Origin of the sequence: Campylobacter avium LMG 24591, assembly GCF_002238335.1 — a bacterium.
Classification (GTDB): Bacteria; Campylobacterota; Campylobacteria; order Campylobacterales; family Campylobacteraceae; genus Campylobacter_D; species Campylobacter_D avium.
Window position 1 is genome coordinate 460,778 of the sequence record NZ_CP022347.1, and the last position, 25,256, is coordinate 486,033.

Consider the following 25,256-nt stretch of genomic DNA (forward strand, 5'->3'; position numbering starts at 1 on the left):
CTTTTATGAGCAATACGGTGTTTTCTAAGGAAAAAGAGATTTTAAAGCCACAAAAAAATGACAAAGTTAAGAAAAAAGATAAAAAAGATGATAACAACTATGTCAGCGTAAGGGTTAAAAAAAGCACCATAAGATATGAAAAAGAGCTTAGAAAGCTTCAAATAGAACTTTTAAAATTTCAAAATTTCGTGAAAGAAAAGGGACTTAAGGTGCTCATCTTAACAGAGGGAAGAGACGCTGCTGGCAAAGGCGGCTCTATAAAAAGACTAACCGAGCATTTAAATCCTAGAGGCTGTAGGGTAGTAGCTCTTGAAAAGCCAAGTGAGGTGGAGAAAACTCAGTGGTATTTTCAAAGATATGTCTCTCATTTACCTGCTGCTGGCGAGATAGTTATCTTTGATAGATCTTGGTATAACAGGGCTGGAGTTGAGCCTGTTATGGGTTTTTGCACCCAAGATGAGCACAAGAAATTCCTAAAAGAAGTGCCTTTATTTGAGGAAATGTTGGTAAATAGCGGCATTTTGATGTTTAAATTTTATTTTTCAGTTTCAAAAGAGGAACAAAAAAAGAGATTTGAAAGTAGAAAAACCGACCCTTTAAAGCAGTATAAACTCTCTCCTGTTGATGAAAAGTCTCAAAAACTTTGGGATAAATACACCATAGCAAAGTATTCTATGCTTTTAGCTTCAAACACTCCTTTGTGCCCCTGGACCATTATTGGTTCAGACAATAAGAAAAAAGCTAGATTAAATGTATTTAGATACATACTAAACAATGTTGAGTACAAGGGCAAAAGCAAGGACATAAAAGAGCCTGATAATGACCTTGTTAGAAGCGGTGAAGAGGAAATCAAAAAAATGGAGACGAATCTTTCAAAAAGTGATGAAAAATTTGAATATATGGATAAAAAATGAGGAGAAAAGAAAATGTTAGAAAAGGTAAAAAGATTATGTGATAAGTATTATGATGAAATGGCTGCTTTTAGGGAGCACTTGCACCAATACCCAGAGCTTTCTTTTGAAGAATTTGAAACTGCTAAAAAAGTTTGTGCCTTTCTTGATAAGTATAAAATTCCTTATAAAAAAGATATAGCCAAGACTGGTATTTTGGCGATTATAGAGGGTAAAAAATCTACTAGTAAAAAATGTGTTCTTTTAAGGGCTGATATGGATGCTTTACCTGTTGAAGAGGATACAAATTTGCCTTACTCTTCCAAGGTAAAAGGAAAAATGCACGCTTGCGGACATGATGGACATACTTCCGGACTTTTGGGAGCGGCACTTATATTAAATGAGCTAAAGGATGAGTTTAGTGGCACCGTTAAGATTATGTTTCAACCAGCTGAGGAAAATGGTGGCGGTGCAAAGCCTATGATAGATGAGGGAATTTTAGAAAATCCTAAGGTGGATGCTGTTTTTGGTTGTCATCTTTGGGGACCTATGCTTGAAAACACAGCTCAAATCGTAAGTGGGGAAATGATGGCTGGAGTTGATGTCTTTGACTTAGAATTTATAGGCAAGGGCGGACACGGAGCACATCCACATACTACTATAGACGCCTTGCTTATGGGAGCTAGGTTTGTAAATAACATTCAGGCTGTGGTTTCAAGACGCATAAAACCTGTTGAGGCAGGAGTTATCACGGTTGGTAGGATAGAGGCTGGAACTACTTATAATATCATCCCTGAAAGGTCTAAACTCCAAGGCACAGTGCGTTTTTTAAACGATGAAACGCAAAGCATTTTGCAAAAAAGCATAGAAGATACTGCTAAGGCTGTGGCACTTGAGTTTGGGGGTGATTATGAGCTTAAGTATAAAAGAGAGTATCCGCCTTTAATAAACGATGAAGCTATGGCCATAGTGGCTAGAAAAGCCTTTGCTAAGGTTTTAGGAGAGCAAAATTTAATAAACAATGCAAAGCCTGATATGGGTGCTGAGGACTTTGCTTTTTTAACAAGGGCTAGGCAAGGTGCTTATGTCTTTGTTGGAATTTCAAAGGATTTAAACAATCCTGCACTACATCATAGTCCTCATTTTAGCTGGGACACAAAAAATATAAAGAATTTAATGCAAGGCGATGCGATGATGGCACTTGAGTTTTTAAACTCTTAACTTTTGGTGGCTTTAAGCCACCTTTTTAAATGCGACAAATCCTTACAAACTTTGCAGCAAAAGAGATAAAGAAAAGTTTTCAATGCTTTGCTTTTCTTTAGTAAATCTTTCCTTTAAAGCAAGTTTTTCTATGTCAAAGTCAATATCTTTTAAAGTTTTCAGCTCGCTTTCTTGAATTTTACTTTCTTTACTTGTGCTTTCTTGATTTTCTTTATAAAGCTCTTTTATAAGCTCTATGAGCTCATCCTCTTCCTCATTTTCAAAAGGTTTGTTTAGGAATTCTTTTATAGCAGCACTTATGTCTATACTACTTGTAGCACCTTCACCGATAAGTGTTTCGTATTTAGGAATAACAGGCTCTTCATTGAAAAGTTCTTTGTATATGTCTTTTAGAGCATTTATAGTATCTTGCTTTTGCATTTCATGTTCTGCCTTGCTTTTATTGGGCGGAGTATAATCATAACGATCACTTTGAATGATTGAAATTCTATTGATAATATCTTGTTTTAAGTCATCAGTGCTTTTATAATTTTCCCTACTTTTTTCTATAGAAGGCCACACATCATTATCACCTGATCCATATTTATCAATAGCCACTTGAATAGCTGATACCATACTTAAAAACCACACACCAGTACCTCTTTCATGACCCAATTCCCCTATATATTTAAACATAAGATATTCATCTAAATCAGAGCCATTTTTTATATCTTCTGCCTTAATACCACTTGTCTTAGTTTCATTTTCTAAAACAGTATCAAAGCTTTGTTCGCTTTCTTTTGTGGCTTTAGCTGAGTTTAACTCAGCTAAATTTTGTGTGTAGATACTTGCATTGTCTATTTTCATAGCAAATCCTTTTTAGTATTTGCTATTAAATTTTAAATTTAAAGCCTTAGTAAAGGCACTTAGTGCAACTGTTAGAAAAAATTTCTTTTTCATCTTTACTCCTTTAATTTTTTTATACTCTCTTACTTATTTTTGAACCTACACCGCTTACAAACTTTGCAGCAAAAGAGATAAAGAAAAGTTTTCAATGCTTTGTTTTTCTTTAGTAAATCTTTCCTTTAAAGCAAGTTTTTCTATGTCAAAGCTTTCTTTTAGTCCAATATCTTGTAAAGTTTTCAGCTCGCTTTCTTGAATTTTACTTTCTTGCTTTTCTTTATATTTGTAAAGTTCTTTTATAAGCTCTATGAGTTCATCCTCTTCCTCATTTTCAAAGGGCTTATTTAGGAATTCTTTTATGGCAGCACTTATGTCTATGCCACTTCCAGCACCCTCACCGACAAGTGTTTCAAATTTAGGAACAACAGGCTCTTCATTGAAAAGCTCTTTGTATATGTCTTTTAAGAAATCTGCTCCCTCCTGCTTTCTAGCCTTAAATTCCTCATAGCTTTCTTTACTTGGAAGCCAAGCAAGACCTATATCACTTTGAAGTAAGGATATAGTGTTTATAAGCTCTTGTTTTATCTCATCAGTATTTCCATAGCTTGACGCTTCCTGCCAAAGATCAGGTCTACTGAAAAAATAGCCAAAATCTTCTTGTGAGCCATTTGGATTTTGCTGATTGATTAGAAGTATTCTAGATACAAAGGAAGCTGCAGTAATTAAAAAGTGTTTTTTAGCAGCCTCTTCATTAGCAAATGTTTGTCCTAATTTTTCTTGTTGTCTATCTCCAATATAAGTATATAAATCAGACCAATCTTTTATATCCTCTGCTTTAATGCCACTTGTCTTAATTTCATTTTCTAAAACAGTATCAAAGCTTTGTTCGCTTTCTTTTATGTCTTTAGCTGAGTTTGACCCAGCTAAATTTTGTGTATAGATACTTGCATTGTCTACTTTCATAGCAAAGCCCTACCTTATGTTTATATAAGTTTGCATAGTTGGACCAGGATTCATAGACCTTGCTGTGTATAAAAACTGTCCTCCCGGACTTTTGCCTGATAAATCCCAAGATATGAGCCAACCATCTACAATTCTATCTCCATTAAAATCTATTGGTATGTTATCTACATAATTAAGAATAAAACCTGGACCACCATAACTAGCAAAATCACTAGAAATTCCACCATATCCCTTTACAACTGTGGATACATACATGGTTGAACCACCGTGATTTCTGTTTGTTTGAGTTTGTCCTGGGGCTATTAACTCTTCTCCGCCTTTTTCAGAAGCTACAAGCCAAATACCAACACCACTTACAGGCGGGGCAGGAGCTCTAGGATTTTGCTTATCCTTTTCAAAGAGTTCTTTTATCTGTGTCAAGCTTTTATCATACTTCCCGTTTAAAAAACCTTCTTTTAAAGGTGAATCAGGATTTACATACATATCCAGCCCAGCTCTACTTATTTTTTCCTTACCCTCAGTAGGGTCTACATCCTTAGCATTAAGAAATACTAAACACAAGGCACTTAGTGCAACTGTTAGAAAAAATTTATTTTTCATACTTACTCCTTAAAATGAATTTTTCTAACCTTCTTTACTATTGCATAAAATTACAAGCAAAAAATATTCCATTTATATTTTTTCAAGCAAGGCAGCTAAAGCCTCAGTATCTAGTCTTTCATAACTATTTATCATCTCTTTTATCTCTTGTATTTGAGTGTGAGTTAGACTGCTTTCGCCATTCATAAATTCAAAAGGATCTAAAGAAGACTTAGATTTTTCAAGAGATTTTACTAAAGAATCATCTCTTAAGCCACTTATATCAAGCCTTGACAAATCGTGTGAAAATTTAGGCACTACAGGTTCAACACCAAACATTTCCTTATAAACAGCCTTTAAGACATTTGCAGCGTCTTGCTTTTGAGCTCTGTATTGTTCCTTGCTTAGTGGAATTTCTCCTCTTATTCTTCTGCCTAATAAAACCTCATCGCTTTGTAAAAGAGAGGCTGCTTCTATGATAAGCTCTCCTAATTCTTCTTTGCTTTTATCTTTCATGATGTTTATACGTTCTTCTTCAGCATATTGTAAAAAACGTTCAGTATCATTTCTACCAGCTCTTTCATAAGCTTTTACAAGGTCTAAAACGCCTATAGCAGAGCCTATAGCCATATTTATACTACTTTTTTCATAGCTACTCATATCTAAATTTGAGACTATATATGCTGTGTAAGATTCTAAAGTGAGGGCATTTTTTACCTCACTTACATCTTTTATCTGTTTGTCTAAAACAGATTGAAAGCCTCTTTCATCATATAGCTCTTTTTTAGAACTTGTTTTTATGCTCTCTCCAGAGTAAAAATTTATATTTTTTACTTGCATATTAAACTCACTGTATATAATTTAAGATTTACAAGCAAAAAATATTCCATTTAAGCACTAAATTTCTAAGGCTTTTTGCCTTAGTTTTTGTAAATGTAGTAAGATGGTTTGAGTTTATAGAATTTCGCTAAATTTATAAGCTTTTTCTTTAAGAATTTTTCTAAGCTCCTCTTGGTGTTCAAAGCCCTTTGTTTCAAGGGTTATGCTTATCATTGCATCTCCATAGTCAAGCTTTGTAGAAAATCTATCGTAATCTATCTTTACAATGTTAGCATTAGCTTTTTTTAAGCTATCTGTTAAGTCTAGCAAAGCTCCAGGTTTGTCTATAAGCGTAACCATTATTTGCATTTTTCTGTGAGCTTTGAAAAGCCCTTTTTCTATAATTATATTTAGCATTTGCACATCTATATTTCCGCCACTTAAGATGGCTGCTATCTTTGAATCTTTTTTAAATTTCATCTTTTTATGCAACAGTGCTGCTACAGAGGCAGCTCCTGCACCCTCAACGATTATTTTATGTTTTTCCAGCAAAAACAATACAGCTTCTGCTATTTCCTCATCATCTACTTGGACGAAATCATCAACGCATTCTAATATAATATCAAGATTTTTAGCATTCACGTCTCTAACAGCTATACCGTCGGCTATCGTGCGGACAGACTTTGAATTTTTAATCTTTTTGTTTTTATAGCTTTCATACATTGCAGGAGCACCTTTTGCACTTACTCCCACTATCTTAATATCCGGATTTATCTGTTTTGCAGCACTTGCTACACCGCTTATAAGCCCTCCGCCTCCAACTGGAACAAGCACAGCATCTAGGTCATTTATATCATCTAGCATTTCAAGCATAACAGTGCCTTGTCCGGCTATAACCAAATCATCTTCAAAAGGGTGTATAAAGCTCATATTATTTTTTCTTGCATATTTTATCGCAAAATCATAAGACTCATCAAAATTATCTCCCTTTAATATCACTTCAGCACCTAAATTCTTAGTAGCACTTACCTTTAAAAGAGGAGTTGATTCAGGCATTACTATAGTGCTTTTTATGCCAAAATTTTTAGCACTTATGGCAACTCCTTGTGCGTGATTGCCCGCACTTGCTGCTATGACCCCATTTTTCTTTTGGCTTTCGCTTAAATTTGCTATTTTATTATACGCACCTCGTATCTTATACGCACCGGTTCTTTGCAAATTTTCATTTTTAAGGTAGATTTTTGCATTGCAAATATCACTTAAAAAATGAGAATGCGAAAGAGGAGTTTTAAGAGCAAAATCAGCTATTTTTTGTTTTGCTTGATAAATTTTATTTAGCTCTATCATTTTATCGCCTTTAGTTCTTGCATTATGCACTTATCTTGCACGAAAGCTATGTTGTTTTCAAGGCATTTTGCCTTAACAGCTTCGTTTTTTATGCCAAGCTGTAGCCAAAATCTTTTAATGCCCTTTTTTAAGACGGTATCAAAAATTTCACTAGCAACTTCACCCTTTCTAAAGAGCACAAGCAAATCTATTTTTTCATTTACATCCTCAAGTGCTCTAAACACCTTTTCATTAAGTATAATATCCTCTTTTGGGTATATAGGTATAATTTTAAAGCCACTTTCTTGCAGATACTTAGCCACAATGTGCGAAGCCTTGCTTTTATCAGGGCTTAGTCCAAGTACTGCTATAGTTTTAACATCTTTCATAAAGTCTTTCATCTTAAACCTTTCTTTTTAGTATGGCTATGCACTCTATGTGCTTTGTATCTACGAATTGATCAAAAAGTGCTAGTTTTTTAAGCTCATATTCTTTTAAATGCTCTAAATTTTGCCTTAAACTTTGCGGATTGCAAGATATATAGATGATATTTTCATAGTTTTTAGCTAAAGTTACAACCTCTTTGCTAAGCCCAGCCCTTGGTGGATCAAGCAGGATATGAGAAAAATAAAACTCATCTAAATTTACATCTCTTAGCCTAAAAAATTCTCTTTCTTTTTTTATAGCCTTTGAAAAATCCTCACTTGAAAGCCTTAAGAATTTGATATTTTTAACACCATTTAACTCGCAGTTTTTAAGTGCGAATTCTATATTTTTTTTGGATAGCTCGGTTGCTACTACCCTTTCAAAGATAAAAGATAGGGGCAGGGTAAAATTCCCATACCCGCAGTAAAGCTCTAAGAGATCTCTTTTTTTCTCATCTTTTAGCTCTTTTAAAAGCCATTCTATCATCTTTTCATTTATATAAGTATTTGCTTGACAAAAGCACTCATTAGTATATACATAATGATATTTTTTATTATAAATTTCTAGCTCTTGTTTTAAAATTTCATCTTTAAAAACTAGCTTTTTGCCCCTGCTTCTTGCTATGAGTTTTAAATTTAAGCTTTCGCTAAATTTATTTAGTTCTGTTTTGATTTGCTCTATGTCCTTGTGATAAAGCAAAGTAAGGCTCATATCAAGCTTCGTGCTTAAAAACTCCACTCCAAAAAGCCTTTCTTTTAAGGCTTTGTTTGAGTTTAAAGCCTTTAAGACAAGGGGCATCAAATCTTGTATCTTTTCATTTGCTATCTTGCATTCTTTTACTATATACTTTTTTTTGCCCTCAAACATAGCGTAGTGAATTTCATCATCTTGATGAAAGATAGCAAGCTCAAGCTTGTTCCTGTAAGACTTCGTGTTTGAAGCAAAGCTTACGAAGTCAAAGGTAAAATCCTTGAAAAGCTCCTTTAAATAAGAGCTTTTTTCATCAAGATTCAACTTTTTTACCCACTAAAGCAAGTAAGATAATCATAGCCACAACTCCAAGCCCTAAGCAAAGATAAACATTTAAGCCCAAGGTGATAGGTAAATAGCCACAAAGTATGCTCACAGCACAGATAGAGAGCGCGTAAGGCATTTGAGTATTTACATGAGCTAGTAAAGAGCATTTGCTACCCATAGAAGCAAGTATGGTTGTATCAGAAATTGGCGAGCAGTGGTCTCCAAAGACTGCTCCTGTTAAAACCGTGGCTATATTTATAACCATATAGTGATGAAGTTCATCACCACTTAGCCCATTATGCACTCCTATGCCCATAGCAAGCGGTATGGCAAGAGGCATTAAAATTCCCATGGTGCCGTAGCTTGTGCCTGTGGAAAAAGAAATAAGCGATGCAAATAAAAATATGACTGTTGGCAGTAAAAATAAAGGCGTAGTGTCCGTTAAAATTTCTATTAAATACTTAGAAGTTCCAAGGTCTTTTATAACGCTTGATAAGGACCAAGCACAAAGTAAAATGGCAACCGTGCTAATCATGGTCTTCCAACCCCTAAGCCAGGTGCTGATGGCGGTTCTTAGGGTGAAAGTCTTTCTATAAATTCCAAGAATTATTGCCAAGATACTAGCTATGACGGCTGATTGAAAAAGGGCAGTTGATGAATTTGCTTCTGCAAAGCAAGTTCTTAAGGCAAAAAAGCTTAAAGGGCTCTCATCTATCATAGCTTTTAAGCCCTCATCTTTTATAGCATTGTATCCGCTGTAATAAAAGCTTAAAATCGCAAAGATTATAAGCGTTAGTAATGGCAAGATGGCATTAGAAGCTTTTAGCTTGGTATTTTCATCAGGTTCTAAAATTTCATCCTCAAGCCCTCCGCTTTCTACCAAATGTTCTTTGGCTATCTCTCCAGCACGAGCTCTTTTTTCAGCCTTTAGCATAGGGCCAAATTCTTTACCCATGTATATGGTTAAAAGCACAAAGATGAGGATGAAAAGGTTGTAAAAGCGGTACGGTATGGTTTGCACAAAGATTTCAAAGGCATTTATATCATCTCTTGCTATGTGTAAACTAGCAAAAACAGCAGGATCTACAAGGTCATACCCAGTATGAATGAGCGAAATTTCAAGCCCTATCCAAGTAGAGATTATGGCAAGTCCAGTAACAGGAGCTGCGGTTGAGTCTATGATAAAGGCTAATTTTTCCCTGCTAATTCTAAATTTATCACTGATTGGCCTCATAACAGGTCCTATGATAAGAGAATTTGCATAATCATCAAAAAAGATAAATAAACCCATGCACCAGGTAGCAAACTGCGAATTTTTAGCGTCTTTCGCCTTTTTAGCAAACCAAAGAGCGACAGCCTTTGTGCCTCCGTTTTTGGTTATAAGAGCTATTAGTCCTCCTATGGTTAAAACTTGCATGATGATACCTGCATTTGAGTTGTTTGTCATAGAGTTTAAAACCCTATCTATGTAAGATATAAACGCAGGGATGATTGATGCTATGATGCTTGAGCTTTCAGAAAATGCAAGCATAAAGGTTCCACTTAATGCTCCTACAAAAAGCGAAAATATAACATCTTTTGTTACAAAGGCTAAAACTATGGCCAAAAAGGGCGGCAAAAGTGTTAAAATGCCGTAGTAAGAGGCGTTAAAATCAGCCTCATTAGCAAGGGAAAAGCTAGATAAAAAGATTAAGATAGATATAATTTTCATATATTAGTCTTTTCGATGTGAAAACCAGCCCAAGTTTGAGTAACAGGCATAAGTTCTAATTCGTTTATATTGATATGCTCAGGCAAGGCTAAGACACTTAAAATAACCTTTGCTATATCATCCGCACTTAAGAATTTAGTATCCTCATAAACAGAATCGGCCTTTTGTTTATCGCCCTTAAATCTCACCTCGCTAAATTCAGTCTTGCAAAGTCCGGGTGCTATGGTGGTAACTTTTACATTGCTTCCTCTTAAATCATTTCTTAGGGCTAGTGAAAATTGCGATACAAAAGCCTTGGTGCCACAATACACATTACCTCCAAAATAAGGATTTCTAGCAGCTACCGAGCTTAGATTAAAGATATTAGCACTTTTTTGCTTTCTAAGTATAGGTATAACAGCTTTTGCTATGTACAAAAAGCCCTTTATGTTTGTATCTACCATAGTATTTATATCATCTATGCTCATTTTATCAAATTCATCTTGTCCTAGTGCAAGACCAGCGTTATTTATAAGTACTGAAATGTCTTTAAATTCGCTTGGCAAAGCCTCTATGCTTTTAAAAACCTCATCTTGCTTTCTTACATCAAGCTCTAAGGTGTAAATTTGTCCCTTAAATTCATTAGCTAATTTTTCTAGCCTTTCTTTTCTCCTAGCTACAGCTACTATCTTAAAATTTTCTTTTGCTAAAGCCCTAGCACAAGCCTCTCCAAAGCCAGAACTAGCACCTGTTATTAAAGCTATTTTCATTCTAAAGAGCCTCCATAATATAAGTTTTCATTAGCCTTAAGTCCTAAAGACTGCAAATACTTAGCATTGTCCATTTTTTTAGCACTTAAGGCAAAGTCAAGGGCATTAAAGCCCAAATCATCTACATCGTGTAAATTCGCCCCATTTTCTACAAGAATTTTTAACATTTCAACGTCAGCGTAAGAGGCTGCGTGCATTAAAACAGACTTTGAAGTATGTTCTAAGGCACAAAAGGTTATATAGTAGGGGTTGTTTCCTCCGATGTTGTTTATGATGGCTAATTTTTCGTTATTTGAAATGTATTTAGCATTTACATTTGCTTTATTTTCTATGAGTAGTTTTACTATGTTTTTTTCGTTAAATTCTATAGCGTAAAAAAGGGCGGTTTTGCCAAAGGAATTTGCATAATTTACATTAGCGTTATTTTGAAGTAAAAATTTGACATTATCATAGCTTTGCAGTGCGTAAAATAAGGCACTTTCATAGCCTTCGTTTAAGTTTAAGCCAAGGTCTAAGAACACCTTTATAACAGAGCTAGGTTTTTTGGCAAGCAAGGCGGTGTGAAGTGCTTGTATAAGTTCTTCTTTATTTGGTTGTTTGGTGTATATGTAAGCTTTTATTTGAGTTGCGTCATTTTGCGGGTTCAGTATAAAAAGTGAAAATTCGTCCAAATCTGTAAAAATTTTCGTCTCACCAACAGCCCAATATAAAAATTCATTAGCCGCTGCTAGCGAAAAAAGCTCGCTTTCGCTTGAATTTAAGCCATTTTGCGAGGCGTATTTTTTAAGAGGATTTAAAATTTGTTTAAATTCGTTCCAAAATTCAGTGTAAAGTTTGTAGTTACCCATGCTTTGATAAGCCCAATATCTAAAATATCTTTTTAAAAGCTCATCTCTTTTTGTATCTGTTTGTTTTGCGTATTCTTTAGGATTTAGCATTAAAAGGGCAAGTTTTACTTGAAAGGCTCTTAATTTATCTATGTATGAAAGTCCACCACAGGCTAAATTTGAGCCTCTTATCTTGTTTGATAACTCATATATTTTCTTAGAAAAGTCTTGATTTTGTAGGGATAAAGAGCAAGTTTCTAGGGCTTTTGCTAGATTTTCTTTGTCGTTATTTTGCTTTAAATTATAAGTTTTGATGTAGCTACAAGCTTCATTTGCAAAGGATGAAAACACAGCAAAAAAAAGTAAAAGTAAAAATTTCAAATATAGTCCTTAGAATTTTTTACCCCATTTTAGCCAAAACGGGGTAAAAGAAATTTTAATTTGCTAATTTAAATTCTTTAATCTCATTGAAATTTAAATACTTATAGATATTAGCCTTTTTAGCATCATCTAGCTTATCATTTACGATTTCTAGGTATTCCTTAGGACTTGGCAGTTTTCCAAGTATGGCACAAACTGCACCAAGCTCTGCACTTCCTAGATATACCTTAGCTCCCATACCCATTCTGTTGTCAAAATTTCTAGTTGAGGTCGAAAATACCACAGCTCCGTCATTTACTCTAGCTTGATTTCCCATACACAAAGAACAGCCCGGAACTTCTATCCTAGCACCAGCAGCACCAAATACCCCGTAATAGCCCTCACTTGTTAGCTGAGCCTTATCCATCTTTGTAGGAGGTGCTATCCAAAGTCTAGTTTTTAGCATGCCCTTATCTTTTAAGATCTCGCCTAAGGCTCTGTAATGCCCTATATTTGTCATACAAGATCCTATAAACACCTCATCTATATTTTTAGCTCTTTTTTCGTCTGCTAAAATTTCACTTAAGGTAGCCACATCATCAGGATCGTTTGGACAAGCTAGTATCGGCTCTTTTATCTCATTTAAGTCTATCTCAAGCACATAAGCGTATTTAGCGTCCTTATCAGCCCTTAAGAGAGTAGGATTTTTAAGCCACTCTCTCATTTTATCAGCTCTTCTAGCTAGAGTTTCTTTATCCTCATAGCCTGCTTCTATCATAGCTTCTATTAATGATATGTTTGATTTTATGTATTCGCTAACGCTTTCTATGCTTAAATCCACGCTACAAGCAGCCGCACTTCTTTCAGCACTAGCATCGCTTAATTCAAAGGCTTGTTCTACTTTTAAATTTGGTAAGCCCTCTATCTCTAAAATTTTACCCGCAAAGATATTTTTCTTACCTTTTTTCTCAACTGTTAATTGTCCGTCTTTTATGGCGTAGTAAGGTATGGCATTTACCAAGTCTCTTAGGGTTACTCCGGGTTGAAGCTCTCCTTTAAATCTTACTAAAACGCTCTCAGGTACATTCAAAGGCATAGAGCCTGTAACTGCAGCAAAGGCTACAAGCCCAGAGCCCGCAGGAAAGGATATACCTATAGGAAATCTTGTGTGAGAATCCCCACCTGTTCCAACTGTATCAGGTAAAACAAAGCGGTTTAGCCAAGAGTGGATTACCCCATCGCCTGGCTTAAGGCTAACCCCACCTCTACTTGTGATAAATGAAGGCAAGGTTTGATGTAAATTTGAATCACTTACCTTAGGATAAGCTGCCGTGTGGCAAAAGCTTTGCATAACAAAGTCAGCATTAAAACCAAGTGAGGCTAATTCTTTTATCTCATCTCTTGTCATAGGTCCTGTTGTATCTTGTGAGCCAACGGTAAGGGTTCTAGGCTCTATATACATACCCGGTCTAACCCCATCTACCCCACAAGCACGACCAAGCATTTTTTGAGCTAGAGTATAGCCTCCGCTACCGCTTTCTGGCTGTTTTGGCTTGATAAATATATCTTCAGCTCCCATTTTAAGAGCGTCTCTAGCCTTAGCACAGAGTCCTCTGCCTATGATGAGTGGAATTCTTCCTCCTGCTCTAACCTCGTCTAGTATGGTGTTTGGGCTTAATTTAAATGTAGCTATGACCTCGCCATTTTTAACTATCTCTCCTTTGTAGGTGTGAATTTCAAACTCATCTCCCATTTCAAGCTTACTTACATCGCAGACTATAGGTAGTGCTCCGCTATCTTGTGCTGTGTTAAAAAAGATTGGAGCTATGGTTGAGCCCATTACTATGCCACCTGTTCTTTTGTTTGGCACACCTTTTATATCCTTTCCTAGGTGCCACTGTATAGAATTTATGGCTGATTTTCTACTTGAGCCTGTGCCTACAACATCGCCTACATAGACCACCTCTCTACCGCTTTTTTTAAGCTCTTTTATCTTTTCTAAAGAGCCCGGTTGTCTTACCTTTAGCATAGCATTTGCGTGTAAAGGTATATCGCTTCTTGTAAAAGCGTCTCCTGCAGGACTTAAATCATCAGTATTTGTCTCTCCAGCTACCTTAAAGACTATACATTTTATGATCTCTGGTAGTTTTTCTTTTTTCACAAACCATTCAGCCTCAGCCCAGCTTTTTAAAATTTCTTTAGCATTTTCATCACTTTGGGCTAATTTTTCTATCTCGTTGAAATTATCATGCACAAAGATGATGTTTTTAAGCACATTTGCGGCATCTTTTGCTGTATCTTTTCGTTTTAATGCGTCTATTAAAACTTTTACATTGTAACCACCTAGCATAGTTTCAAGCATAGCTAAAGCTTTTTTCTTGTCTATAAGTTTGCTTTTTATCTCATCTTTTAGTATCTTGTCTAAGAATTCGCATTTAACTAAGGCCGCATCATCAACGCCCGGGCTTACTCTTTCTTCTAGTAAAAGTACTAAGTCTTTATCATCGCTATCTTTTAACAACTCGCATAATTCTTTTGTTTGCTCGGCATTTAATGGTAAAGGTGGTATATTTTGTGCTGCCCTTTCATCAACTAATTTTTGGTATTCTTCTTTAAAAGACATCGTATCTCCTTGCGGTATAATATTTTTTCTTAATTGTAACTACTAAAAGGATAAAAAATGTTTAAAATTTACTATAAAGCACCTTTTTGTTACCTTTCTTTACACAGTGACGGCCAAAAGCTTGTAAAAGTTGATTTTGAAGATGAGGCCTTAAGTGAGAAGTCTTGTGAAATTTTAGAACATGCTAGCTATGAGCTTGATTTATATTTTGCTAAAAAATTAAAGAAATTTAGCGTAGAACTTGATATAAACTCAACTATTTTTGAAAATTCAGTTTATAAGGCTTTATTAAACATTCCTTACGGCACGGTTAAAAGCTATAAGCAAATAGCACAAGATATCGGTAGAGACAAAGCCTTTAGAGCTGTTGGCAACGCAAATGCCAAAAACAAGCTTCCTATTTTCATTCCTTGTCATAGGGTTGTTGCTAGCAACTCACTTGGTGGATACAGCGGCGGACTTCATATAAAGAGGTTTTTACTAGACTTAGAAGGAGTAAATTTAGCTAGTTTAAGGGCTTAAATTTATTTTTTATAAAACATCTTTTTTAGCTCATCTTTAAAGACCGGAGTTTTTAGAGCTATATTCCACCATAATTTATGTGATTTTGCTATTTTGTAATTAGCATTTATGCCTTTATGTAGCCTTAAAAATGGCAAAAACTTAGATATAGTGTAGTAAAAATTAAATTTTTTCTGTTTTAGCCATGGTTTATATGATGTATAATGGATTATTTTAGGATTTTTCATAGCTTTTTTATACTCATCTTTGCTAGTATATAAATCGCAGTCTTGCTTTTCATCTTTAAAAAATTTAGGTTTAAAATGTTCTTTATAAGTTGCTATCATGGCATTGTAAGCAAAATCAATATACAGGCATTCTTTTTGAAGCAATGAATTTAGTATATCTTGGTCTACATAGTAGTTTGTGTAATTATTTAGTATATAAAAGCATTTTTGTTCTATTTCATTTTCTCTAAATTTTTTAAGATTTATTAATAAAAGACCGGCGTTAAAATACAATTCTTTATGAAGTTCTAAGGCTTTGCTTAGATTGAAGATATTAGATGGGGGGGGGGTATTTGTATTTTTATAAAGTATTTTTTTATCTTTAGGAAAAATATCTCTGCTCACAGCTGCTAATTGTTCATTTAAATTTAAGTTGAAAAGTTCATTTATATCACACAAGCAAAGCATGTCAGTATCTAGATATAAACATTTATCGATGTTTGTATCTAAAATAGAAGGTATTTTAAAGCGAAAATATGTAAGGAGCGAATTTCTAAGTTTTACCTCAGCGGCTTGAAAGTCTAAATCGCTTATTTCATAAATTTTTATATCTAAATTTAATTCCTTTGCAAATAGTTTTATCTTATCTTTTGTCTCATCGCTTAAGGTATCGCTTAAGATATGAAAAACAAAATTATGTTTTTCGTTACTATTTAAAACTATGCTGTATATTAAAACACAGGTGAATTTTATGTAGTTTTCATCCGCACAAAACATTATATTTTTCACTTAAAATTCCTTTTTTATTTGCCTTAGCTCAGAGGCTAGTTTAAATAAGCCTTTAAAAGATTTTAAATTTTTTACTATGCAAGAGCCGTATCTGTAGGATAGGTGTCTTTTCATATTTTCTATGCTTACATCATTTTTATAGCTGTCAAGTTCTTGCAGGTTTAAATTTGGATTATGCCTTGAGATGATTTTATAAAGTTTTTCCTCAAATTTAACGCTTAGGTAGATGTATAAAAATTTAAATGGCAAGAACAAATAGCCAAATTTTTTCTTTGAAGCCTTGATTAAAGCAACGCCTAATCTATACTCAAGAGAGTTTTTCACTCTTTCTTCTAGGGCTGCTTGCCTGCTTTGTATTTCTTGCCAAAGTGCTTCAAGTTCTATGCTTAAGTAAAGGGCTAGATCCTCGCTTTCGTTATTTTTAAGAGTTTTGTATATAGCCTCTAATTCTTGTTTAAATACAGGTGTTTTAAGGGCTAAATTCCACCAAGGTTGCCTAAAAATCGAAAGGCAAAGCTGATTTTTATAGGATTTTAAAAAGGCACTGTTCCAAGGCTTTGGACACTGCAAGAAATGCACTATCTTAGCACCTCGTAGCAAAATGGCATTTTTCGTAGCGTTCATTTGTGTTAGCTCATCATTAAAAAAGTCTTTTTTGTAGTATTTGTTGTGCGGATAAAAATTATAAACCGAGCTTAAGATAAGCTTTTTATCTTCCACGCACACATTTATAGCACTTTGGTCAGGTAAAACCGGGTTGTATTCTTGTATATATTTTATACATTTTTGCTCCAAATCATGCTCTCGCCATTTTTCTAAATTCATAAGAACAAAGCCTGTGTTAAACCAAGAGCCAAAATGTGTGTGATTTTGCGCCACGGCTACATAATTATCCTTTAAATCTATGGCAAAAATTTCTCTTATATCACACAAAACCAGCATATCAAGGTCTAAATATAAAACTTTGTTTATATTTTTATCTAAGATTGAGGGTGCTTTTAGGATTAAATTTGCTACATAAGTTCCCTTGTAAGCTAAATTTGCACCAAATTCATCGCAAGGAACTGAGTAGCTTTTTATCTGCAAGGGGTAAATTTTGCTTAGTTCTTTTTGTAATAAGTCTAATTTTTCCAAGCAAGTTTTTGATAACTCATCACTTAAGATATGAAAAACATAGCCTTCTTCTTCCTTGCTATCTTTTAGGAAATGAGAAAAAGCAAGCTTGGTATTTGTTTTTAAGACAATGTTGTTAATCATAGCTGCTGCGAATTTTATGTAAGTTTCGTTCGCACAAAATACTATATGAAACATCTAAAACAATGCCTCTTGTGTTTTATTTTGCACCAAGCACTCTAAAAGCTCGTCTAAATCCTGCATAAGCAAGCAATACCTAAAGTCTAAATACTTTAAATCCTCTATCTTAGAATATGAAAAATCACAAAACAAAGAATTCTTAAGTGCGCTTTTAAAACCGCTAACGCATTTAAAGCCCTCTTTAAAAAACTCAAAATCAAGTTCATTAAAGACCACTATAAGTGCTTTGTTGCTAGTTCCAAATTTACAAAGTTTAAATTCATCATCTATAAAGAAAATTTTAAAAAAATTCAAATAAGATGCTTTAAAAACTACTTCTTGTTTGTTTTGTATGAGTTTGGAGGCTATATTTGCGAAATTTTGGGCTAGTATAAATGGAAAATGAAGATTTTTAAAATACAAGCCCTCGCAAAGCAAGCTCGTAAAAAAAACAGAACCCTGCTCAATCATTTTGTAAGTAGCTTGTCTTAAAACCTCATAAGATGCACATAGTTTAAGCAAATACAACTCATCATCGCAGTAAATAAAGCTATCATTTCTAGCTTTCATTATGGTTTGAAAATCCAAAAAAATATCGCCATGCAAGTAATTTAGCGAAAAAGCAGGGCATAAATTTAATTCCATTTTAGAACACAGTATAAAATTTAAGCCCTTTTCCTCGCTGATAAATCTTAAAATTCTTAGCACAGCTAATTTTATCTCATCTACTTTTAAAAAAAACACATCCTTATCTGTGATTTTTACATCATTTTCGCTGATGATAACAAAGGCACCTTTTTGCAAGGCAAGCTGTATTTCAAGCTCATCATTTGAGAAAAATGCACAGGCCTTGCTTAGCTCTTTTAAAGAGAGTGCAAAAGATGAAACGCTTGAAATCGAGCCCTCATTTAGCACAACAGCCCTTGTTAGTTCTATTAGATTGCTAATATTCATCAGCCTACCAAGGAGCCGTTTTTTACCAAGTCATTTGGACTAAGTAATACTAGCTTATCTCCACTTTTTGCAGATAAAATCATACCATCGCTTTCATGGCCAAAAATTTTAGCCTTTTTAAGATTGCTTAAAACGCAAACTTGCTTTCCTACAAGCTCATTTGCCTTATAGAATTTAGCTATGCCAGAAAGTATTTGCCTTATATCACCATCTCCTAAATCAAGCTTGAATTTTAAAAGCTTTTCGCTGCCTTCTATGTTTTCGCACTCAAGCACGGTGGCTATTTTTATTTCTATCTTAGAAAACTCATCTATCTTTATCTTTTTTTCCTCTTTTTTGACTTCTAAATTTACAGGCTCTAAGAGAGGTTTTTCTATCTTGTTGAATAAATTCTCGCAAGGACTTAAGTTAAAATTTAAAAGCTCATCCTCTTCTATAAGTTTTTTATAATTTTGCGTGTTTAGCTCGTAGTTTAAGGCCTTTGAAAGCTTTTGCATAGAGCTTGGCATAACAGGGCTTAAAAGTAGGGCTACTTTGGCCAAGATATTAGCACAGAGGCTAATTAAGGCTTTTGCCTTGTCTAAGTCTCCGTTTTTTACCAAATTCCAAGGCTCATACTTGCTTATGCTTAAATTTGCCACAGCCAAGGCTTTAAAAAGCTCTTCTAAGTATCTGTTAAGCTGTAAGCTTTCGCAAAATTTCAAGGCATTGTCTATAAAGTCCTTGCTTTGCTTAAGTTCTTTTTCAAAATGCTGCTTGATGTCTTTGCTCTCAAGCATGTTGTTGCTGTATTTTGCACTCATACCGATGATACGGTTTAGCAAATTTCCAAGCTCATTGCAAAGTTCTGCGTTATTTCTGTTTATGAAAATCGCTTCGCTAAAATCTCCGTCATTTCCAAAAGGAACCTCTCTTAAAAGAAAATACCTAAAAGAATCAAGCCCATAAGCATTTACTATATCCATAGGCTTTATGACATTGCCCTTTGACTTGCTCATTTTCTCGCCCTCTCTAGTCCACCAGCCATGAGCACCTATGTATCTAGGCAGTGGCATATCAACGCTCATCAAAAAAGCAGGCCAAAAAATGGCGTGAAATTTCAGTATATCTTTACCCACTAGATGAAGATGTGCAGGCCAAAAGTCGTAATTTTGCCCTTTTTCTAGGTAATCAAGCACGCTTACATAGGTAAAAAGTGCATCAAGCCAAACATAAATGATATGCTTTTCATCCTTAAGTTCTTTTGGAATTTTTATACCCCAATCAAAGCTGGTCCTAGTGATACTTAAGTCTTTTAAGCCCTCTTTTACAAAATTTATTAGCTCATTTGTTTTGTTTTTTGGTAAAATTGGCTCTTTTTCTTCATACCATTTTAAAATTTTATCCTGATATTTTGATAGCTTAAAAAAATAACTCTCTTCCTTTACTATGCTAGTTTTTTTACCGCAATCAGCACAGCATTCGTTCTCTTTTAGTTGAGTTTTTGTAAAAAAGGTCTCGCAAGATACGCAGTAATACCCCTCGTACTCGCCCTTATAAATATCGCCCTTTTGCCACATCTTTAAAAACATAGCTTGCACTGTTTTGATATGCCTTTCATCAGTGGTTCTTGCGTAGATGTCGTAGTTTATATCAAGCTTATCCCAAAGATTTTTAAATTCCTTTGAAATCTTATCTGCATACTCTTTAGGCGTGAAATTTCTAGCACTTGCGGCTTGTTCTATCTTTTGTCCATGCTCATCTGTTCCCGTTACTAGCAGGGTTTTATGCCCTCTAAGCCTGTAAAGTCTAGCTAGAAAATCAGCTATGATAGTTGTATAAGCGTGTCCTAAGTGAGGTACATCATTTACATAATAAATAGGTGTTGTTATATAGCGCATTTTATCCTTTCTTTAAAAATCAAAGCCCCCGTCTATCTTACCCTTTGACATGCTGTTATAAACAGCATCTACATAGCTTTTTCTAAGCTCGCACTCAAGTAGTTTTTCACAAGGGTAGCAAGACTCTAAAGTTAAGGAAGCTTGGCATTTTTGTAATTCTTGTAATTTTGCCTTTAAATTTTCCTCAAATTTATCCATTTAAGACCTTGTAAGCTTGTTTTAACTTCTCTATCTCATATTTTGAACCAAAAAAACAAGGAGTAGTGGCGTGAATTTCACTAAATTCAAGCTCTAATAAGCTCTCATTAAAGCCATTTGTGCTTAATCCTCCTGCTTTTTCTATAACAAAGGCTAGAGGAAAAACCTCAAAAAAGGCTCTTAGTTTGCCATTTGGTGAGCTTTTTGTGGCAGGGTATGAAAAAAGTCCTCCACCCTTACATAAAATTTGATGCACATCGCTAACCATAGCACCGCTATATCTTAGCCTATAACCCTCATCAAACAAAGCTTTGATAAAATCAGCGTGAGTTTTGCTCCACTCTTTTTGAGTGCCCCCGCTTGCGTTAATCTTACCTTTTTCGCTCATCTTAAGCTCTTTTACAAGGCTAAATTTTGCCTCTTTATCAAGCCTAAAAAGCTCCACTTTTTCAGCACAAAGCACAAATTCTAGCCTTGGTCCATAAATACTATACGCAGCAGCTTTTAAATTCTTAGCCTTTGCTTCGTTTTCATAGATTGCAAAAATGCTTCCAACGCTAAAATTCACATCAAGCAAGGATGAGCCATCAAGCGGGTCATAAGCTATTATGAATTTGGCATTTTCATTAAGTATCAAGGCCTCATCTTTTTCCTCGCTTATCAAAGCCTTTATATCAGGGCATTTGCTTAGAATTTCAGTGATTAGCAAATCAGCTTTTACGTCTAATTTTAACTGCTTATCTCCGGTAGCATTCTCGCTGCTACTATACGAAGTGTCAGGATTTTTAAGCTCTTTTGAAATTTCAAGCACGGCCTTTTGTATCGTTTTTATAAGCTCTTTCAATCTAACTCCTTAGCGTTTTTAAGTATATACTCACAAAGTCCGTTAATATCATCTAGATGAAGCCAAGTAAGCTCCTCTGTCTTAGGCTTTTCGTAAGAACTAATGGCCTGTGAGTATTTAAAATAACTCTCATCAACTTCCTTGCAAAATACGCTAATTCTTGGAAGTTTCAAAGTCTTTAAGCCCTCAACCAAAACCAAATCGGCATCAATTAAGCTTAAAGCTTGTTCTATATCCATACTACTATGAGAAAATAGGGTGCTTCTTTTAGGACTTAGCACTAAAACATCAGCCCCGCTTTGAAAAAACTTAAAACTATCCTTGCCCTCTGTATCAAAGGAGGCCTTATCTGCTGGGTCGTGTTTTATAACTGCTACTTTTAGTTTTCTAGCTAAAAATTCTTTCGTTAATTTGCTTATAAGTGTTGTTTTTCCTGAATTTGAAGGACCACTAAAAGCCATAACTAATTTTCCCATAATTTTTCCAAAGTTCTTAAAAATTTCATAATTATAACTTTTTAAACTAAAAAAAATACTAACAGGTTATAATTCCTAGTAAAAAGAGTGGAAAATGAGAATTTTATTTTGTATTTGTTTAAGCCTTGTATTTCTTGCTTGTTCTAAGAATGATAACATAATAGCTAATCTCAAATCCCAAACCCTCATACACACGCAAAAGGCTAAATTTACTTATTTAAATACAAATTACATAATAACTTTAAGCTTTTTAAGCCCTGTTTTAGATAGATACAAGGATGATGATATTTTTGCTATCTTTATAGCGCCAAATGACTTTGATATATCAAATTTGCAAGTTTTTATAAATTCTAATTTTGTAGAAATTCAGCCGATAGAAAAAGATGACGAGCTTTTAAAATACTTAATACAAAATGAGTACGCAAAATACTATAAATTCAGTGCGAAAAACAATGCTAGCGAAACAATCACCGCTAAAATTTGCTCAAATATCTTTACTTGCTTTGAATTAAGCTTTCAAAGATACTCGAAATCTTTATATTACCGCTCAAAAGATGAGAATACACAATATAATTTGCAAGAACCCTTTTAGCGTAAATTCTACTTTCTTTATAAGGCACAAATTCCATAGATAAAAAGGGCTCAAATTTGCCCGGCTTAAACATATCATCCCTTTGAAGCATTTTGTTTGTAAAGCCTATGCCGCCGTTATAAGCGTAAGATATAAAGACTACTGAGCTTAAATTTTTTTCTAAATAATCAAGATGATGATTTGCAAATTTGTAGGCTATTTGCGGTTTAAACATGTCGTCTTGGTCGAAATTCGGTATTTTTAACTCATTTTTTGCTATGTGATTTGCTAAAAATGGCATGAACTGCATAATTCCAAGCGCGTAGGATGTGGAAATTGCAGTTGGTATAAACCTGCTTTCTTGTCTTGCTATGGCTAAGATTAGAGCTTGTCTTTGCTTAGGATAATCTTTTAAATGCTCATAATATGGCATTATGAAGTAATTTTTCTTAAAATTATGCACCCTTTCCATGATATAAGCGTAAATTGGCAAGCTTTGTTTTGATTTAAAATTTTCAGCCATTTTCTTTAAAGAATCCTCGCTTGAGTTTGAAATTTTAGCCGCTAAGCTCTGCCAAGCAAATGGATCTTGCATGTTAAAATTTACATTTTTATTAGATGAGAGCTCTAAAAGCTCGAAATTTGTTAAAGGCTGATTTTTAAGCTCCTTTGCATAAATACTATATATATTTAAGGAAGCGCTATTTGCCAAGGTGTTTAAATACTCATCTTTTAAGCTTATTTTATAAAGCCAAAACAAGGCATTATCTTTATGGCTTTGTAGTCTAAAGCTTTGGTATGCCCTTTCAAAGAAAGCAAAAGCCGCTCTTTCATCGTTAAAAGTAAGAGCATTAAGCCCTAGATAAAAGGCCAAATCATCGCTTACAAAGCTAGGTTCTGCCCTTAAAAGCGACATTCTTAAATCTGTATGGGATTTTTTGATAATGATGTTTTGTATGTAGTTTAAAAAGCCTTTTTGCCTTACAAGCTTATCCACAAAGTCCTTATTTAAGGCTATATCAGGATTATTAAAAAAGCTAGCCACCTTTATGAAATTCTCACTGCTATCATTTAGTGCTAAAAAATGCAAAGGATTGTTTGTGTTAAAGGCTAAAAGTAGCATGGACAAGCCTTTGTTATTTTGCTTAAATTTAGTAGCTAGCTTGCTTCTTGTTTGGTTTTCAAGGCTTGAGATAAATCTTAAAGAACTTAGTCTGTGTATCTGACAAGAGCTGTTTGCATCAAGGATGGTATTTCTAGTGTAGTTGTAGCACTTGGAATATCTTGGGTCTATATAAGTTCTTGCTGGCACAAATTTTTCAAATTCTTTTTTTAATTTTCCTGCATATCTAAAAATATGCTTTCTAAGGCTTTGTGCTTCTTGTTTTGAAATTTGTTTATTTTCAAAAAGGCGGTGCAAGTAGTAATCTTTTGCTAAAGAATTATCTTTTTGTTTTAAAGTGGATAAATCATATATAGCTGAAAATGAAAAAGAGCAAAGAAAAAAAAGAAACAAAGTTGCTCTTATCATAGATAAGCCCTTGCTAAATTTCCTATCAAGATGTTTATAAACTGCAGGGCAAGTATGATTATAAGCGGTGCTAAATCAACAGCTCCTATGCGGGTTGGTATCTTGCTAACTAGGCGGTAAGCCGGGGCTGCTAGTTTGTATATGGTTTGAACGATTGGATTATAAGGGTCTGGATTTACCCAAGAAAGCAAGGCTGCTATGATGATAATCCACATATAAATATTTATGATGATTTGTATAACAGAAACGATTGATAGTAAAAAAGAATCAAGAAACATTTTTTTCCTTTATAATATCCTTTAAAAAGGGCTTTAAAAGTGCGTAAAGCTCATTTAAATCAGGTCCATGAGTAGAATTTGTAAGCAAAAGCCTTAAGGGCATAAAAAAATTCTTGCCCTTTAAACCACTTTTTTGCATCAAATCCTTTTTAAAATCCTCATATTCACTAGCAAAATCATAGTCTTTTAAAAGCTTTGATAGCAATGAAATTTCATCCTTAAATTCGCTAAAAGCTTGTTTTGTAAATATCAAATCAAGCTTTTCTTTTATCTCTTTTATGGTACTGCTTTCTTGAGTATAAAACTTCGCCAAAGTCGCATACTCTTTTTTAAGCTCTTTTTCGTAAGCTAAAGCCTTGCAAAGACTTTCATCATCAAGCCTTTTTATATGCTCTCTATTTATCTGTAAGAGTTTTTTCATATCAAACTTAGCCGGTGCTTTGGATACTTTTTTAAGATCAAACCACTGCAAGGCCTCGTTTATGTCAAAAATTTCTACCGGAGTTTTATTGCCAAGTAAGATTAGGTAATTTGCTATGGCAGCAGGTAAGATACCCTCATCTAAAAGCCATTTTACGCTAGAGTGAGCCTCTCTTTTGCTCATCTTTAAGCCATTTTCATTTAAGATTATAGGCAAATGTGCATAAGTCATCTTTTTATCGTACCCTAAACTTGCTCTTATGTGCTCTTGTTTTGGAGTGTTTGAGACATGATCCTCGCCTCTTATCACGCAACTAACACCTTCTAGCATATCATCAACAGCACAAGCAAAATTATAAGTAGGCGTTTTATCAACCCTCATTATCACAAAGCTATCTATGTCTTTTGGAGAGAATTTTAGTGTTCCTTTTATGAAGTCCTCAAAAATCATATCATTTTCAGGCTTTTTAAGACGGATTACAAAGGGCTTTTCATTTTCTAAAACCTCTATATCTGCTAAATTCTCGCATTTTCCATCGTAGCGGTAAGCTTTATTTGCTTTTTTTGCTTCCTCTTTTTTCTTACTAAGTTCTTCTTCTGTGCAAAAACAAGCAAAAGCTTTTTTTTCACTCAAAAGCTTTAATGCCATTTGTCTATGAAATTTCAAATTCTCACTTTGCACATAATAATGCTGCCACTCAAGCCCAAAAAGCCTTAAAATTTCTTGTATCTCATCTATCTTTTCAGGGATATTTCTAGCCTTATCAGTGTCTTCTATACGAAGTATAAAATCGCTATTATTTTGCTTTGCACAGATGTAATTAAATATAGCAGCTCTTAAATTTCCTATATGTAAGTCTCCTGTTGGAGAGGGTGCAAATCTATACATTTATAATCCTAA

25 protein-coding genes are annotated in these 25,256 nt (G+C 34.3%); 4 read left to right on the top strand and 21 right to left on the bottom strand.

The features are described from left to right. Positions 1-5 precede the first annotated feature (5 nt). Together ppk2 and CAV_RS02380 are read left to right on the top strand one after the other, a co-directional pair. Positions 6-914 (top strand): polyphosphate kinase 2, encoded by a 909-nt coding sequence (ppk2, locus tag CAV_RS02375; protein WP_094324918.1) that lies wholly within the window; start codon positions 6-8, stop codon positions 912-914. Positions 915-926: 12 nt separating this feature from the next. Then, positions 927-2,111 carry a M20 metallopeptidase family protein gene (locus CAV_RS02380; protein ID WP_094324919.1) on the top strand — a complete coding sequence of 395 codons (1,185 nt, stop codon included), beginning with the start codon at positions 927-929 and terminating at the stop codon, positions 2,109-2,111. 42 nt (positions 2,112-2,153) lie between these two features. Here CAV_RS02380 and CAV_RS02385 read toward each other — a convergent pair whose 3' ends face one another. The 11 genes from CAV_RS02385 to CAV_RS02435 all read right to left on the bottom strand — a co-directional run bounded on the left by CAV_RS02385 (position 2,154) and on the right by CAV_RS02435 (position 14,393). Next, positions 2,154-2,957, bottom strand: coding sequence for a hypothetical protein (locus CAV_RS02385; protein WP_094324920.1), 804 nt, complete (start codon positions 2,955-2,957; stop codon positions 2,154-2,156). Between the two features lie 147 nt (positions 2,958-3,104). Beyond that, positions 3,105-3,956: a hypothetical protein gene (locus tag CAV_RS02390; RefSeq protein ID WP_094324921.1), complete on the bottom strand. Its 852-nt coding sequence runs from the start codon at positions 3,954-3,956 to the stop codon at positions 3,105-3,107. A gap of 9 nt (positions 3,957-3,965) precedes the next feature. Next, positions 3,966-4,556, bottom strand: a complete 591-nt coding sequence (locus CAV_RS02395; RefSeq protein WP_094324922.1) for a DUF4879 domain-containing protein — start codon at positions 4,554-4,556, stop codon at positions 3,966-3,968. A gap of 72 nt (positions 4,557-4,628) precedes the next feature. Beyond that, positions 4,629-5,375 (bottom strand): hypothetical protein, encoded by a 747-nt coding sequence (locus tag CAV_RS02400; RefSeq protein ID WP_094324923.1) that lies wholly within the window; start codon positions 5,373-5,375, stop codon positions 4,629-4,631. Between the two features lie 114 nt (positions 5,376-5,489). Continuing rightward, positions 5,490-6,701 carry a threonine ammonia-lyase gene (gene ilvA, locus CAV_RS02405; RefSeq protein WP_094324924.1) on the bottom strand — a complete coding sequence of 404 codons (1,212 nt, stop codon included), beginning with the start codon at positions 6,699-6,701 and terminating at the stop codon, positions 5,490-5,492. Further along, positions 6,698-7,081 (bottom strand): CoA-binding protein, encoded by a 384-nt coding sequence (locus CAV_RS02410; RefSeq protein WP_094324925.1) that lies wholly within the window; start codon positions 7,079-7,081, stop codon positions 6,698-6,700. The genes ilvA and CAV_RS02410 overlap by 4 nt, the downstream gene beginning before the upstream one ends. 1 nt (position 7,082) lies before the next feature. Beyond that, positions 7,083-8,120 (bottom strand): tRNA (uridine(54)-C5)-methyltransferase TrmA, encoded by a 1,038-nt coding sequence (gene trmA, locus CAV_RS02415; RefSeq protein WP_094324926.1) that lies wholly within the window; start codon positions 8,118-8,120, stop codon positions 7,083-7,085. Further along, positions 8,110-9,834: a Na+/H+ antiporter NhaC family protein gene (locus tag CAV_RS02420; RefSeq protein ID WP_094324927.1), complete on the bottom strand. Its 1,725-nt coding sequence runs from the start codon at positions 9,832-9,834 to the stop codon at positions 8,110-8,112. The genes trmA and CAV_RS02420 overlap by 11 nt, the downstream gene beginning before the upstream one ends. Continuing rightward, complete coding sequence (locus tag CAV_RS02425; RefSeq protein WP_094324928.1) at positions 9,831-10,583, bottom strand: SDR family NAD(P)-dependent oxidoreductase; 753 nt, start codon at positions 10,581-10,583, stop codon at positions 9,831-9,833. The genes CAV_RS02420 and CAV_RS02425 overlap by 4 nt, the downstream gene beginning before the upstream one ends. After that, positions 10,580-11,791: an ankyrin repeat domain-containing protein gene (locus CAV_RS02430; protein WP_094752797.1), complete on the bottom strand. Its 1,212-nt coding sequence runs from the start codon at positions 11,789-11,791 to the stop codon at positions 10,580-10,582. The genes CAV_RS02425 and CAV_RS02430 overlap by 4 nt, the downstream gene beginning before the upstream one ends. Before the next feature lie 55 nt (positions 11,792-11,846). Further along, a complete protein-coding gene (locus CAV_RS02435) occupies positions 11,847-14,393 on the bottom strand; it encodes a bifunctional aconitate hydratase 2/2-methylisocitrate dehydratase (protein WP_094324930.1) in 2,547 nt (848 codons plus the stop codon). A gap of 57 nt (positions 14,394-14,450) precedes the next feature. On the opposite strand from CAV_RS02435, the gene CAV_RS02440 reads away from it, so the two are divergent. Further along, positions 14,451-14,915 (top strand): methylated-DNA--[protein]-cysteine S-methyltransferase, encoded by a 465-nt coding sequence (locus CAV_RS02440; RefSeq protein WP_094324931.1) that lies wholly within the window; start codon positions 14,451-14,453, stop codon positions 14,913-14,915. Positions 14,916-14,917: 2 nt separating this feature from the next. Here the strand turns inward: CAV_RS02440 and CAV_RS02445 are convergent, their stop codons facing one another. Genes CAV_RS02445 through mobB form a run of 7 tightly spaced genes read right to left on the bottom strand, consistent with a single transcriptional unit; the run spans position 14,918 to position 21,555 of the window. Then, positions 14,918-15,910: a glycosyltransferase family 8 protein gene (locus CAV_RS02445; RefSeq protein WP_094324932.1), complete on the bottom strand. Its 993-nt coding sequence runs from the start codon at positions 15,908-15,910 to the stop codon at positions 14,918-14,920. Continuing rightward, complete coding sequence (locus tag CAV_RS02450; protein ID WP_094324933.1) at positions 15,911-17,221, bottom strand: glycosyltransferase family 8 protein; 1,311 nt, start codon at positions 17,219-17,221, stop codon at positions 15,911-15,913. Beyond that, positions 17,222-18,157: a hypothetical protein gene (locus CAV_RS02455; protein ID WP_094324934.1), complete on the bottom strand. Its 936-nt coding sequence runs from the start codon at positions 18,155-18,157 to the stop codon at positions 17,222-17,224. Beyond that, a complete protein-coding gene (gene metG, locus CAV_RS02460; protein WP_094324935.1) occupies positions 18,157-20,037 on the bottom strand; it encodes a methionine--tRNA ligase in 1,881 nt (626 codons plus the stop codon). Before metG ends, CAV_RS02455 begins: the two co-directional genes overlap by 1 nt. Positions 20,038-20,049: 12 nt before the next feature. Further along, positions 20,050-20,235, bottom strand: coding sequence for a hypothetical protein (locus CAV_RS02465; protein WP_094324936.1), 186 nt, complete (start codon positions 20,233-20,235; stop codon positions 20,050-20,052). Next, entirely contained in the window at positions 20,228-21,079 is an 852-nt protein-coding gene (locus CAV_RS02470) for a class 1 fructose-bisphosphatase (protein ID WP_094324937.1), read from the bottom strand. The genes CAV_RS02465 and CAV_RS02470 overlap by 8 nt, the downstream gene beginning before the upstream one ends. After that, positions 21,076-21,555, bottom strand: a complete 480-nt coding sequence (mobB, locus tag CAV_RS02475) for a molybdopterin-guanine dinucleotide biosynthesis protein B (protein ID WP_094324938.1) — start codon at positions 21,553-21,555, stop codon at positions 21,076-21,078. Before mobB ends, CAV_RS02470 begins: the two co-directional genes overlap by 4 nt. Positions 21,556-21,649: 94 nt before the next feature. On the opposite strand from mobB, the gene CAV_RS02480 reads away from it, so the two are divergent. After that, a complete protein-coding gene (locus CAV_RS02480) occupies positions 21,650-22,147 on the top strand; it encodes a hypothetical protein (protein ID WP_094324939.1) in 498 nt (165 codons plus the stop codon). Here the strand turns inward: CAV_RS02480 and CAV_RS02485 are convergent. From CAV_RS02485 to gltX, 3 genes are read right to left on the bottom strand one after another with little or no spacing between them, the layout of a single operon-like run. Beyond that, positions 22,050-23,657 carry a lytic transglycosylase domain-containing protein gene (locus CAV_RS02485; protein WP_094324940.1) on the bottom strand — a complete coding sequence of 536 codons (1,608 nt, stop codon included), beginning with the start codon at positions 23,655-23,657 and terminating at the stop codon, positions 22,050-22,052. The two genes, CAV_RS02480 and CAV_RS02485, sit on opposite strands and share 98 nt — an antisense overlap. Further along, positions 23,654-23,935 (bottom strand): YggT family protein, encoded by a 282-nt coding sequence (locus tag CAV_RS02490; RefSeq protein WP_094324941.1) that lies wholly within the window; start codon positions 23,933-23,935, stop codon positions 23,654-23,656. Before CAV_RS02490 ends, CAV_RS02485 begins: the two co-directional genes overlap by 4 nt. After that, the gene (gene gltX, locus CAV_RS02495) at positions 23,925-25,244 is read right to left on the bottom strand and encodes a glutamate--tRNA ligase (protein ID WP_094324942.1); all 1,320 of its coding nucleotides are present in this window, start codon (positions 25,242-25,244) and stop codon (positions 23,925-23,927) included. The genes CAV_RS02490 and gltX overlap by 11 nt, the downstream gene beginning before the upstream one ends. Positions 25,245-25,256: the final 12 nt, after the last annotated feature.